Origin of the sequence: Aquabacterium sp. (assembly GCF_050725395.1) — a bacterium.
Lineage (GTDB): Bacteria > Pseudomonadota > Gammaproteobacteria > Burkholderiales > Burkholderiaceae_C > Aquabacterium.
The window spans coordinates 106,205-119,292 of the sequence record NZ_JBOHHL010000007.1 but is presented as its reverse complement, the minus strand read 5'-3'; the positions used below and the strand labels follow the sequence as shown (position 1 = coordinate 119,292).

At 64.7% G+C, this 13,088-nt stretch carries 12 protein-coding genes; 9 read left to right on the top strand and 3 right to left on the bottom strand.

The window, feature by feature from the left end; all coding sequences use genetic code 11:
• Positions 1-10 precede the first annotated feature (10 nt).
• From ACREB4_RS06920 to ACREB4_RS06905, 4 genes are read left to right on the top strand one after another with little or no spacing between them, the layout of a single operon-like run.
• Positions 11-1,552, top strand: a complete 1,542-nt coding sequence (locus ACREB4_RS06920) for an ABC transporter ATP-binding protein (RefSeq protein ID WP_431587472.1) — start codon at positions 11-13, stop codon at positions 1,550-1,552.
• Positions 1,549-2,655, top strand: a complete 1,107-nt coding sequence (locus tag ACREB4_RS06915) for an ABC transporter permease (protein WP_431587471.1) — start codon at positions 1,549-1,551, stop codon at positions 2,653-2,655. Before ACREB4_RS06920 ends, ACREB4_RS06915 begins: the two co-directional genes overlap by 4 nt.
• A complete protein-coding gene (locus ACREB4_RS06910) occupies positions 2,652-3,614 on the top strand; it encodes an ABC transporter permease (RefSeq protein ID WP_431587470.1) in 963 nt (320 codons plus the stop codon). Before ACREB4_RS06915 ends, ACREB4_RS06910 begins: the two co-directional genes overlap by 4 nt.
• Positions 3,615-3,645: 31 nt before the next feature.
• Positions 3,646-4,851: a PLP-dependent transferase gene (locus tag ACREB4_RS06905; RefSeq protein ID WP_431587469.1), complete on the top strand. Its 1,206-nt coding sequence runs from the start codon at positions 3,646-3,648 to the stop codon at positions 4,849-4,851.
• 11 nt (positions 4,852-4,862) lie between these two features.
• On the opposite strand, the gene smpB is transcribed toward ACREB4_RS06905, so the two are convergent.
• Positions 4,863-5,327 (bottom strand): SsrA-binding protein SmpB, encoded by a 465-nt coding sequence (gene smpB, locus ACREB4_RS06900; protein ID WP_431587468.1) that lies wholly within the window; start codon positions 5,325-5,327, stop codon positions 4,863-4,865.
• Between the two features lie 40 nt (positions 5,328-5,367).
• On the opposite strand from smpB, the gene ACREB4_RS06895 reads away from it, so the two are divergent.
• Positions 5,368-5,850, top strand: a complete 483-nt coding sequence (locus ACREB4_RS06895) for a type II toxin-antitoxin system RatA family toxin (RefSeq protein WP_431587467.1) — start codon at positions 5,368-5,370, stop codon at positions 5,848-5,850.
• Positions 5,837-6,193 (top strand): RnfH family protein, encoded by a 357-nt coding sequence (locus ACREB4_RS06890; protein ID WP_431587466.1) that lies wholly within the window; start codon positions 5,837-5,839, stop codon positions 6,191-6,193. The genes ACREB4_RS06895 and ACREB4_RS06890 overlap by 14 nt, the downstream gene beginning before the upstream one ends.
• A gap of 11 nt (positions 6,194-6,204) precedes the next feature.
• Here the strand turns inward: ACREB4_RS06890 and ACREB4_RS06885 are convergent, their stop codons facing one another.
• A complete protein-coding gene (locus ACREB4_RS06885) occupies positions 6,205-6,729 on the bottom strand; it encodes a DUF4124 domain-containing protein (protein WP_431587465.1) in 525 nt (174 codons plus the stop codon).
• Positions 6,730-6,857: 128 nt separating this feature from the next.
• Here ACREB4_RS06885 and guaB point away from each other — a divergent pair, with 128 nt between their 5' ends.
• The 3 genes from guaB to guaA are packed head-to-tail and all read left to right on the top strand — an operon-like array spanning position 6,858 to position 11,192.
• Positions 6,858-8,330: an IMP dehydrogenase gene (gene guaB / locus ACREB4_RS06880; protein WP_431587464.1), complete on the top strand. Its 1,473-nt coding sequence runs from the start codon at positions 6,858-6,860 to the stop codon at positions 8,328-8,330.
• Positions 8,330-9,574, top strand: coding sequence for an MFS transporter (locus ACREB4_RS06875; RefSeq protein ID WP_431587463.1), 1,245 nt, complete (start codon positions 8,330-8,332; stop codon positions 9,572-9,574). Before guaB ends, ACREB4_RS06875 begins: the two co-directional genes overlap by 1 nt.
• 22 nt (positions 9,575-9,596) lie before the next feature.
• Positions 9,597-11,192: a glutamine-hydrolyzing GMP synthase gene (gene guaA / locus ACREB4_RS06870; RefSeq protein ID WP_431587462.1), complete on the top strand. Its 1,596-nt coding sequence runs from the start codon at positions 9,597-9,599 to the stop codon at positions 11,190-11,192.
• Positions 11,193-11,275: 83 nt separating this feature from the next.
• On the opposite strand, the gene ACREB4_RS06865 is transcribed toward guaA, so the two are convergent.
• The gene (locus ACREB4_RS06865; protein WP_431587461.1) at positions 11,276-12,841 is read right to left on the bottom strand and encodes a methyl-accepting chemotaxis protein; all 1,566 of its coding nucleotides are present in this window, start codon (positions 12,839-12,841) and stop codon (positions 11,276-11,278) included.
• Between the last annotated feature and the right edge of the window lie 247 nt (positions 12,842-13,088).

The window sequence follows — 13,088 nt, the reverse complement described above, 5'->3', positions numbered from 1 at the left end:
GGCTGATGCCATGACGGTGCTGCGGCTGCGGGGCATCACCAAGCGCTTTGGCTCGTTGGTGGCCAACGATAACATTTCGCTGAGCTTGAAAGCCGGCGAGGTGCTGGCCCTGCTGGGCGAAAACGGCGCCGGCAAGAGCACGCTGGTGTCCATCCTCTTTGGGCACTACGTGGCCGATGCCGGTGGCATCGAGGTGCATGGCCAGCCTTTGCCGCCGGGGCAACCCAAGGCGGCTTTGGACGCTGGCATCGGCATGGTCCACCAGCACTTCACGCTGGCCGACAACCTCAGCGTGCTCGACAACGTGATGCTGGGCACCGAGCCCTTGTGGCGGCCCGCGTCAAGGCGTGCGGTGGGCCGGCAGCGTCTGCTGGACCTGTCTCGGCGCTTCGGCCTGGCCGTGGTGCCCGATGCCCAGGTGGGCAGCCTGTCGGTGGGCGAACGCCAGCGGGTCGAGATCCTCAAGGCCCTGTACCGCGGCGCCCGCGTCCTGATCCTGGACGAGCCCACCGCGGTGCTCACGCCGCAGGAAAGCGAGCAGCTGTTCGCCACCCTCGACACCTTGGTCAAGGATGGCTTGGCGGTGATCTTCATCAGCCACAAGTTGGACGAGGTACTGCGCGTGTCGAGCCGCGTGGCAGTGCTGCGCGGCGGCAAGCTGGTGGCCGAATGCGCGGCCCAGGGCACGACCAAGGCCGAACTGGCGGCCATCATGGTCGGGCGCGAGGTCAAGACAGCGCGGCGCGTGGCAGCCAGCGGTCCCCCATCGGGCGCGGTGGTCTTGCTGGGCAAGGGCTTGCACACGGCGGCCGGTGACCACGGTACCGCGCTGCGGGGCGTTGATTTAAGCGTGCACGCTGGCGAGATCGTTGCAGTGGCAGGCGTGTCCGGCAATGGCCAGGTCGCTTTGGCCAAATTGCTGCACGGCCTGCTGCCCGTCGCGCAAGGCCGGCTTGAGATCGCCGGCAAGCGCCTGAAGGCAAAGCCGCGCGACTGGGTCTCGCTGCCCGTGGCCCGGATCCCAGAAGACCGCCATGCGCAAGGCGTCGTCGGCGACCTCAGCTTGTGGGAGAACACCATCACCGAGCGCCTGTTCGACCAGCGCTTCGCCCGCTGGGGCTGGGTGCGCCGTGTTGCCGCGCGGGCCCATGCCCGGCGCATCATCGAGCACTTCGATGTGCGGGGCGGTGGCCTCGACATGGCCGCACGCCGGCTCTCGGGCGGCAACATGCAGAAGCTCGTGCTCGGCCGTGCGCTGGCCTTGGGCGAAGGCACCGTCCAGGGTGTGCCCACCTTGATCGTGGCCGCGCAACCCACCTGGGGCCTGGACATTGGCGCGGTGGCCTTCGTGCACGAACAACTGATCCGCGCGGCAGAGCAGGGCAGTGCCGTGTTGCTGATTTCGGAAGACCTGGACGAGATCCTGGCCCTGGCCGACCGCATCGCCGTGATGCACGAGGGGCACCTGACCGAAGCGCGTCCCCGCCCAAGTTGGACGCTCGCCAAACTGGGCCTGGCCATGGCGGGCAGCGACGAGGCCTTGCCAGCATGATCACCCTGCGCTGGCGACTCGAATCGCGCGAACAGCCGCTGCGTTGGGGTTGGCTCAGCGCGCCTTTGCTGGCGGTGCTTGCCACGATCGTCCTGGCCGCTGGCCTGATCGCTTGGAGCGGCGCGCCCGTGGCGCAAGCCTATGCCTTGATGGTGCAGGGCGCCTGGGGCTCTACCTTTGCCGCGTCCGAAACCCTCACACGCGCCACACCCTTGATCCTGACAGGCCTGGCGGCCGCCGTGGCCTTCCGCGCCCGCCTGTTCAACATCGGCGCCGAGGGCCAGCTCTACCTGGGCGCCATGGCCGCCGTCGCCGTGGGCGGGCAGCAAGCGGGCGTGCCCGAGTTCACCGGCTCGGCGGCTTGGCTCAGCGTGTGGATGGTGATGGCGGGTGCGGCAGCAGGCGCCCTGTGGTTGCTGGGCCCGACCTGGCTCAAGACCCGCCTGGGCGTGGACGAGGTGGTCACCACCTTGCTGATGAACTTCATCGCCTTGCTGCTGGTGTCCATGATGCTGGACGGCCCCATGAAAGACCCCATGGCCATGGGCTGGCCGCAATCGGTGGCCTTGTGGCCCGAGCTGGAGTTCAGCCGCCTGCTTGAGCGGTCACGCGTGCACAGCGGCCTGGTGGGTGCGCTGCTGTTGGCCTTGCTGCTCTGGGTGGTCGACCGCTACACCACGCTGGGCCTGGGCTTGCGCGCCGTGGGTGCCAGCAGTAGCGCAGCCTCGTTCGCCGGCCTGCCGGTGCGCCGGCTCACGCTCGTCACGGCCCTGATGTCAGGCGCCTTGGCGGGCCTGGCCGGCGTGGGCGAGGTCGCGGGCCGCACCAGCTACCTCACGCTCGACATGTCGCCCGGCTATGGCTACAGCGGCATCGTCATCGCCATGCTGGCGGGGCTGCATCCGCTGGGCGTGGTGGCCTCGGCCCTGTTCGTGGCCAGTGTGCTGGTGGGCGCCGACAGCATGAGCCGCGCCCTCGGCGTGCCCACTTACCTGGCCGATGTGATGGTGTCCTTGGCCTTGCTGTGCATGCTGGTCACGCAGATGTTCACGCGCTACCGCTTGCGCTTTCTGCGCCGGGCATCTTCCGGGGCCCAGCCATGACCGAGGTGGCGGACCTTGTCGCGCAGAGCAGCTTCTGGATCGCGGTGGTGCGCATGGCCACGCCCTTGCTGCTGGGCACCTTGGGGGTCTTGCTGTGCGAGCGGGCCGGGGTGCTCAACCTGGGCATCGAGGGCATCATGGTGGCCGGCGCCTTGACCGGGTGGCTGGCCGTGTACCATGGTGCCAGCCTGCCCATGGGCGTCTTGATCGCGGCCTTGGTTGGCGGCCTGTGCGGCCTGCTTCATGCCTTGCTGACCGTGGGCCTGGCCTTGTCGCAACACGTGGCCGGCCTGGGCATCACTTTGCTGGCGACCAGCCTGAGCCACTACGGCTACCGCATCGCTTTCCCCAAGATATCGACGCCCCCCACCATCACGCCCATGGCGGCGCTGAGGCAGTCCTGGCCCTCGTTGGCCAAACTGCCTGGGGTCGGCGAAGTGCTGGCCGCGCAAACCCCTTTGACCTTGATGGCGCTCGGCCTGGTGCCGGCCCTGGCCTGGGTACTCCTGCGCACGCCCTTGGGCCTGGCGGTTCGCATGGTGGGTGAGAACCCCTCGGCCGTCGAGGGGCAGGGCCTGAACGTCGCGGCGCTGCGCACCGGGGCCATTGTCGCGGGCTCGGCGCTGATGGGTGTGGCGGGGGCTTTTCTCACCCTGTCGGCCTTCAACGCCTTCTTCATCAACATGGTCAATGGCCGGGGCTGGATTTGCGTGGCCTTGGTGGTCTTCGCCTCATGGCGACCGGGCAAGGCCCTGCTGGGCGCCTTGCTCTTCGCGGCCTTCGATGCTTTGCAACTGCGCCTGCAGCAGGCGGGTGGCGATGTGCTGGGCGTGGCCTTGCCATACCAGGTCTACCTGATGTTGCCCTACCTGCTGTCCATCCTGGCGCTGATCGTGATGGCGCGCCGGGCGGCCTATCCCCAGGCCTTGATGAAGCCCTACCGTGCCGGCGAGCGCTGAGCCGACGTCCAAAGTCCATTAGCATGGCCGGATGAGCCAGCGCAAAAATGCCCCCAGCACCGACCTGATCCACCACGCCTACGAGCCGCCCGCGGGCTTCAGGTCCGTCGTGCCTGGCATCCACAAGGCCTCCACCGTGATCTTCGAGAACACGAGCGCCCTGAAAGCCCGCCAGTGGAAGGACAAAACCGGCTACACCTACGGCCTGCACGGCACCCCCAGCACCTTCACCCTGGAAGAGCGCCTGGCCACACTGGAAGGTGGTCTGCAAACCCTGCTGGCCCCCAGCGGCCTGGCGGCCATCGCCCTGGTCGACATGGCCGTTCTGCAGGCTGGCGACGAGGTGCTGATTCCCGACAACGCCTACGGCCCCAACAAGGACCTGGCGCGGGGTGAACTGGCCCGTTGGGGCATCAGCCACCAGTTCTACGACCCGCTTCGCGCCGAGGACCTGGCCGGCCGCATCACCCCGCGAACCAAGCTGATCTGGCTGGAAGCCGCCGGGTCGGTGACCTTGGAGTTTCCCGACCTGGTGGGCCTGCTGCGCGTGGCACGCCAGCATCCGCAATTGGTCGTCGCGATGGACAACACCTGGGGGGCGGGCCTGGCGTTCGATGCGTTTTCATTCGATGACGGCGATGAAGGGACGCAGGGCGTTGACATCTCGGTGCATGCCCTGACGAAGTACCCGTCCGGCGGCGCCGACGTGCTCATGGGCTCCATCACCACGCGGGACGAAGCCCTGCACATCCAATTGAAGATGACGCACATGCGCATGGGGCTGGGGGTTGGCGGCAACGATGTCGAAGCCGTCCTGCGCGGCCTGCCGACTTTGCCCTTGCGCTATGCGGCGCACGATGCCGCCGCGCGCCAGATCGCCCAATGGTGGAAGACCCGGCCCGAAGTGACGCAGGTGCTGCATCCCGCCTTGCCCGAATCACCCGGCCACGCCCATTGGGCGCACACCTGCACATCGGCGGCCGGCCTGGTGTCGGTCATTTTTGATGGGCGATACAGCCCCCGGCAGGTCGATGCCTTCATCGACGCCTTGAACCTGTTCAAGATCGGCTATTCGTGGGGCGGTCCGGTCAGCCTGGCGGTGCCCTACCAATTGTCCAGCATGCGCGCTGCGGGCACCGCGCCGCAAGGAACGCTGGTGCGCCTGGCCATCGGCCTGGAAGATCCGCAAGACCTGGTCGATGATCTGGAGCAGGCCCTGGCGGCGCTGGCCGCCTAGTCAGCCCTTGGTCACTCCTTGCCGCCGGACGAGACCTTGTGACGCATCATCCGGCCCTTTTCGCGCTCCCATTCGCGGTCCTTGATGGTGTGGCGCTTGTCGTGCTCGGCCTTGCCTTTGGCCAGGGCGATCTCGGCCTTCACATAGCTGCCCTTGAAGTGCAGGTTCAGCGGCACCAGGGTGTAGCCTTTTTGTTCGGTCTTGCCGATCAGGCGCCGGATCTCGGCGCGGTGCATCAGCAACTTCTTGGTGCGGTCGGCTTCGGGCTTGACGTGCGTTGACGCCGAGCGCAGCGCATTGATCCGCAGGCCGATCAGGTGCAATTCGCCATTGCGGATCATGATGTGGCCATCGGTCAACTGAACCTGGCCTTCGCGGATCGCCTTGACTTCCCAGCCTTCCAGCACCACACCGGCCTCGAAACGCTCTTCGATGTGGTAATTGAAAAAGGCTTTTTTATTTTCGGCAATGGTCATGGGTCAGAAGGATACAGCGTCCTTAAAATGGCGGGATTCTATGAAGCAAGTCAACAAGTCCGTCCTGCTCTGGTATTCGCCCCGCGAGATGTACGCGCTGGTCACCGCCATCGAGGACTATCCGAAGTTCCTGCCCTGGTGTGAACGCGCCGAAGTGCTCCAGCAGCACGACGATGGCGTGACCGCGCGTCTGCATATTTCGTTTGCCGGAATACGGCAGGCATTCACCACGCGCAATACCAATGTCGATGGCAGCGAAGTCCACATGCGGCTGGTGGACGGGCCGTTCTCCAAATTGGAAGGCCTCTGGAAATTCACAGCCCTGCAGAAGCCCGGCTCACCCGCCAGCGCGCCGGGCGGGCTGCCGGCTGAAGCCACGGCCTGCAAGGTCGAGTTCTCTTTGAGCTACGACTTCTCCAGCCGTCCCCTGGCCCTGGTGATCAGTCCGGTGTTCGACCGCATCGCCAACACCTTTGTCGATGCCTTCGTCAAGCGTGCCGAGCAGGTGCATGGCCCCCGTTGAACCCGCTGATGGGCCCAGGGCGATCCAGGTGGAGGTTGTTTTCAGCCCCGCTTCGCGGCAGGTCGAATCGATCACCGTGAGCTTGCCAGCAGGCAGCACCGTCCACGACGCCTTGCAGGGCGCGGGCTTGTTGGAGCGTGTGCAAGGCCTGAGCCTGGGCATCTGGGGGCGCCGAACCACTTTGGGCCAGGTGCTGCAGGACCGGGATCGGGTGGAGGCCTACCGCGGCCTGATCGTTGATCCCAAGGAGGCTCGGCGGGTGCGCTACAAGGCTCATCGGGAAAAACTGCCCAAGGGCGTGAGCCGGTCCAAGGTCAGGCCAGCGCCTGAGTCTTCGGACTAAGAAGCCGCCATTTACTTGCAGTTGCTGGCGATGGCTTCCTGCGTGCGACGTTGTTCGTCGGCGCGGCCCTTGTCGTCCAGGATCTCGCGTTCGCCATTGCTGTTGGTGCGGGCGATGCGGATGCCGTCACTCAGCGTCCGCTGGTAGGCACGGGCCTGGGCACAGTTGTCGGCGCGGGTCTTGGCCACCTTGGCTTCGTCGGCCTTGCGCTGGGCCTCTTTGTCTTCTTCGGCCTTGCGGCGCTTCACGTCCAGCTCGGATTCGGACGCCTTGGCGGCCGGCGGTTTGGCCGCGGAAGCCGCTGTGTCCACTTCGGAAGCCGGTTTGGCCAGTTGCACCGTGCGTGAGGTGGCAGGGCGCTGAAGAATGCTGCTGTCGGGCGTGCCGGCCGGAGGTGGGCGGTCGCTGTATTGCACAGCCCCAGACGCGTCTTTCCACTTCCACTGGGTAGCCGCCTGCGAGGGCGTGGCCACCAACGCCGAGCTGGCCAGGATCAGGGACGCGAGCAGGGCGGAATGAGGGCTGGTGCTTTTCATGACGCGGAGTTTAGTCCGGCTTGGCGGCCGCAATGGCCCCGAAAACGCCCATTCGTCACGGTAAATCTCCGCTTCGACAGGGCCCCTTCGCAGCGCGTATAATCGTCTTTTGCGTCTGGAGCCTGTTCATGCGCCTGCTTGGTAAAGCACTCACATTCGACGATGTGCTGCTGGTGCCCGCGTTTTCACAAGTGTTACCCCGTGACACGTCGCTGGCCACCCGTCTGTCCCGAAACATCACCCTGAACCTGCCCTTGGTGTCTGCCGCCATGGACACGGTCACGGAAGCCCGCCTGGCGATCGCGATCGCCCAGGAAGGCGGTATCGGGATCATCCACAAAAACCTCACGCCTCAGCAGCAAGCTGCGGAAGTCTCGCGCGTCAAGCGCTACGAGTCTGGCGTGTTGCGAGACCCGATCACGATCTCGTCGGGCGTGCGCGTCCGCGACGTGATCGCGCTGTCGCAGCAGCACGGCATCTCGGGCTTCCCGGTGGTCGACGAGGGCCGCGTCGTCGGCATCGTCACCGGCCGCGACCTGCGTTTCGAGACCCGCCTTGACGCGCCGGTGCGCGAGATCATGACCCCGCGCGAGCGCCTGATCACCATCAAGGATGGCGCTTCCAAAGAAGAAGCCAAGGCCCTGATGCACCAGCACAAGCTGGAGCGCGTGGTGATCGTCAACGAGGCTTTCGAGCTGCGTGGCCTGTTCACGGTCAAGGACATCACCAAGCAGACCAATTTTCCGAATGCCGCGCGTGACTCGCACGGCAAGCTGCGCGTGGGCGCGGCGGTCGGGGTGGGCGAGGGCACCGAAGAGCGCGTCGAATTGCTGGTGCGCGCCGGCGTCGATGCCCTGGTGGTCGACACGGCCCACGGCCACAGTGCTGGCGTCATCGAGCGCGTGCGCTGGGTCAAGAAAAACTACCCGCAGGTCGACGTCATCGGTGGCAACATCGCCACCGGCGCGGCGGCCCTGGCCCTGGTCGAAGCCGGCGCCGATGGCGTCAAGGTCGGCATCGGCCCCGGCTCCATCTGCACGACGCGGATCATCGCGGGCGTGGGGGTGCCGCAGATCATGGCCATCGACAACGTGGCCACGGCGCTGCAAGGCACGGGCGTGCCCTTGATCGGCGATGGCGGCATCCGCTATTCGGGCGACATCGCCAAGGCCATCGCGGCTGGTGCCAGCACGGTCATGATGGGCGGCATGTTCGCGGGCACCGAAGAAGCGCCGGGCGAAGTGATCCTGTACCAGGGTCGCAGCTACAAGAGCTACCGCGGCATGGGCTCGATCGGTGCCATGAAGGCCGGCTCGGCCGACCGCTACTTCCAGGAAAACGACGAAACCACCAACCCCAACGCAGACAAACTGGTCCCCGAGGGCATTGAAGGCCGCGTGCCTTTCAAGGGCTCGATGATCAGCATCGTCACACAGATGGCGGGCGGTTTGCGCGCCTCCATGGGCTACTGTGGTTGCGCCACCATCGAAGACATGCGCAACAAGGCCGAGTTCGTCGAGATCACGGCCGCGGGCATTCGCGAGAGTCACGTCCACGACGTGCAGATCACGAAGGAAGCGCCCAACTACCGCATGGAGTGATGAACGCCTCCGGCCGCAAGGCGGCCATGCCTTTCATCATGGTGACGGTGCTGCTCGACATGATGTCGATCGGCATCATTGCCCCCGTGCTGCCCAAGCTCATCGGCTCCTTCATGGATTCGGGGGCGAGCACCTCGGTGGCGTATGGGGCGGCCCAGGCGGCGTTTGCCATCGCGCAGTTCTTCAGCGCGCCGGTGCTGGGGGCGCTGTCCGACCGCTACGGTCGGCGGCCCATCCTGCTGCTGGGCCTGCTGGGCATGGGCATCAATTTCTTCGTCACGGCGCTGGCATCCCAGTTCTGGATGTTGCTGGCCGTGCGCGTGATGGGTGGCGCCGTGTGCGCCAACATCGCGGTGGCCAATGCCTATGTCGCCGACATCACCGTGCCGGAAGAGCGCGCCAAGAACTATGGCCTGCTGGGCGCGATGTTTGGCCTGGGCTTCATCCTGGGTCCGGTATTGGGTGGCGTGCTGGGCAACCATGACCTGCATTGGCCGTTCTTGCTGGCAGGCGGGCTGTCATTGCTGAACTGCCTGTATGGCTATTTCGTGTTGCCCGAGTCTTTGCCGCTCGACAAACGCCGCTCGTTCGAACTGGCCAAGGCCAACCCTTTCACGGCCCTGGCCCGCTTGCGCGACCTCAAAGGCGTCGAGACCCTGATGTGGATCATGGGCCTGTCGATCCTGGCGCAGTTCTGCCTGCACACCTGCTGGTTCCTCTACACCGAGTTCAAGTTCGGCTGGACACCCATGGACAACGGCTTGTCGCTGCTGGCCGTGGGCGGCATGGCGGTGCTGGTGCAGGGCGGCCTCATGCGGGTGGTGCAAAAGTACATCCCGCTGCCCCGACTGGTCATCTTCGGCCTGGTCTCGTCCACCATCGCGTTCGCCGGCTATGGCCTGGTGCCGCTGGGCTGGATGCTGTTCGTCATCGTGGTGGCCAATGTGTTTGGCTACATGGTGCAGCCGGGCCTGCAAAGCCTGGTGTCCAATGCGGTCGATCCCAGCCGCCAGGGCGAAAGCATGGGCGCCGTGTCGTCCATCAACAGCGTGGCGGCCGTGCTGGGGCCCTTGTTGGGCACGCCGCTGCTGGCGGCGGTGTCCCACTATCCCCATGGCGATTGGCGCGTGGGGGCTCCGTTCTACCTGTGTGCTGCCATTCAGGGCGCCGCGGCCATCATTGGCCTGCGCTACTTCAGCCGCAACCACCACCGTGCGCATGCCAGCCCGGCGACCGTGGTCTGATTGATTTTTCCGAGATTTCACCATGCATGACAAAGTCCTGATCCTTGACTTCGGCTCTCAAGTCACCCAGCTCATCGCGCGCCGTGTTCGCGAAGCCCAGGTCTATTGCGAGATCCATCCCAACGACGTGTCGGACGACTTCATCAAGTCCTTCGCGCCCAAGGCCATCATCCTGTCGGGCAGCCACGCCAGCACCTACGAAGACCACCAGTTGCGTGCGCCGCAGGCCGTGTGGGACTCGGGCGTGCCTGTGCTGGGCATTTGCTACGGCATGCAGACCATGGCCGTGCAACTGGGCGGCAAAGTCGAGTGGAGCGACCACCGCGAGTTCGGCTACGCCGAGGTTCGCGCGCAAGGCCACACCAAGCTGCTCGATGGCATCGAAGACTTCACCACGGCCGAAGGCCACGGCATGCTCAAGGTGTGGATGAGCCACGGCGACAAGGTCACGGCCTTGCCCGAAGGCTTCACTTTGATGGCCTCGACACCCAGCTGCCCGATCGCCGGCATGGCCAACGAAGCCAAGCGCTACTACGCCGTGCAGTTCCACCCCGAGGTGACGCACACCGTGCAGGGCCACGCGATGCTGACGCGCTTCGTGCGCGACATCGCGGGCTGCAAGGGCGACTGGATCATGGGCGATTACATCGAAGAAGCCGTGGCCAAGATCCGTGAGCAGGTCGGTGATGAAGAAGTCATCCTGGGCCTGAGTGGCGGCGTCGATTCGAGCGTGGCCGCTGCGTTGATCCACCGCGCCATCGGCGACCAGCTGACCTGCGTGTTCGTGGACCATGGCCTGCTGCGCCTGAACGAAGGCAAGGCGGTGATGGAGATGTTCGCCGGCCGCCTGCACGCCAAGGTTGTGCATGTGGAGGCCACCGACCAGTTCATGGGCCACCTCAAGGGCGTGACCGATCCCGAAGCCAAGCGCAAGATCATCGGCCGCGAGTTCGTCGAGGTCTTCCTGGCCGAAGCCAGCAAGCTCAAGGGCGAGGGCAACCAGGGCGCCAAGTGGCTGGCCCAGGGCACCATCTACCCCGACGTGGTCGAATCAGGCGGCACGGCCAGCAAGAAGGCCACCATCAAGAGCCACCACAACGTGGGCGGCTTGCCCGAGAAGCTGGGCTTGAAGCTGCTGGAGCCGCTGCGTGAGCTGTTCAAGGATGAAGTGCGCGCGCTGGGCGTGGCCTTGGGCCTGCCGGCCGACATGGTGTACCGCCATCCTTTCCCGGGACCTGGCCTGGGTGTCCGCATCCTGGGCGAAGTGCGCAAGGATTTCGCCGATCTGCTGCGCCGTGCTGACCACATCTTCATCGAAGAACTGCGCAATGCGATCGACCCGGCCACGGGCAAGACCTGGTACGAGTTGACCAGCCAGGCTTTCACCGTGTTCTTGCCCGTCAAGAGCGTGGGCGTGATGGGCGATGGCCGCACGTATGACTACGTGGTGGCCCTGCGCGCGGTGCAGACCAGCGACTTCATGACGGCGGATTGGGCGGAGCTGCCTTACAGCCTGCTCAAGAAGGTGTCGGGGCGGATCATCAATGAGGTGCGCGGGATCAACCGCGTGACTTATGACGTGTCGAGCAAGCCGCCTGCGACGATCGAGTGGGAGTAATTTTTGTCACTTAAGCCTTTGATTCAAGGGCTTTTGTTTCTGACGTCCCCTCGGATTTAGTCGGCCCTGAAGTACTCCTGCCATCAGCCGAGTTGGAACACGCTCACCACTTCGGCCAGTTTCGCCGCCTGGCGGCGAAGGCTTTCCGCCGCTGCGGCGCTTTCTTCCACCAAGGCCGCATTTTGCTGAGTGACCTGATCGAGCTGGTTCACCGCATCTCCGACCTGACTGATGCCGCTGGTCTGCTCGGCCGTGGCCCTTGAAATCTCTTCGATGAGCTGGCTGACATGCTGGACTTGGGCCACGATGTCACCCATGGATTGGCCCGCTTGATTGGCTTGTTGGGCACCCAGTTCAACCTGCTCGACGCTGCTGACAATCAAGGTCTTGATCTCTTTGGCGGCGCTGGCCGAGCGCTGCGCCAGGGTGCGCACCTCGCTGGCCACAACGGCGAAACCCCGTCCTTGCTCTCCCGCCCGCGCCGCTTCCACAGCGGCATTCAGCGCCAGGATGTTGGTTTGGAAGGCAATGCCATCGATCACCCCGATGATGTCCGAGATTTTCTTGGACGAAGCGGTGATGTCCTGCATGGTTGCTACCACCTTGTGGACACCTTCTCCGCCCTGGGCCGCGGCGTTTGAAGCGCCCGCGGCCAATTGACTTGCCTTCATGGCGGTGTCCGCATTGTTCTTGACGGTGCTGGTCAGTTGCTCCATGGAGGCTGCCGTCTGCTCCAGATTGCTCGCCTGCTCTTCAGTTCGTTGGCTCAGGTCTGCATTTCCAGTGGCGATCTGGGCAGATCCGGTGGCGATGGAGTCGGACGCACCCCGAACCTGGCCAACGACATTGGCCAAGCTTTCCTGCATGGACCTCAATGACTCCAGCACACTCCCGGCGTGCGCACCCTCGGCCCCGACCACGGGCCTGAGGTCCCCAGAGGCGACCTTCTGCGCAGCAAGTCCCAACTCGGTGGGTTCAGCACCCAGTGCACGGGTGAGGCTTTTGACGATCAGAACGCCCGCAATCACCGCACCCAGCAGGGCCGCGACACAACCGGCCATCAGCCAGTTTCTTTGCGTTAAGTACTGTTCTTGCGCATCGATCGTCAGCTGTTGGGCCCGGCCCGCGGTGTGCTCGGCATACGCTGTCGTTGCCTTGACCAAGGCAGCCAGAAGCGGTCGGCATTCGTCGTTCATCTTGGCAATGGCTTCGTCGTGCTGCTTGTTCAAAGCCAGGTTGACAATGGACAAGGCCACAGGGCCGTAGGCTTGTTCGACGCGGTCGATCTCCTGGACGAGATCGCGAACCTTTTGAGGCACGTCACTGCGATCAACCATCTTGTTCAGCTTGTCCAGGTTGGCTTTGACGTCTTCATGGGCCTGGTTGACGAGAACCTTCTCTTCCTCCAGATCGGCCGGTTTGCTGACCAGCACCAAGTTGCGCGCAGCGATCGCTCGCCGATCAACGGCGGTCCTGATCTGGCTGGCCACGGCTGCTCGAGCGCTGATGCCATTGACGTAGCTTTCAAACCGGGCGTTGGCCTCGGACAACGATCGCAAGGACAGGCCGGCAATGAGCAGGACCATGAAGGCCAGTCCGCCAAACGCCAAAGTCAGTTTGGCACGAACAGTTGCATTTCTGAAGATCATGATGGGTACGTCATTGCTAGGGCCGAAAAGGCAAAAAAGCAGCGCATGGCTAGCGGGCTCATGTCCGAATTGTTATGCTTATCTGAATTCGGCGCTCGAAAGAAATGGCGTACTTTTCCACAATTGCAGTTTTTCATTTTTTCAGCTTTGGCAATTTCCGCATCTGCTCGTTCAGCACTTCCTCGCCCTTTAATCGCCAAGATTCGCGTGGAAGCCGGGGACGCGCTGCGTGGACCCGATTGGCTGG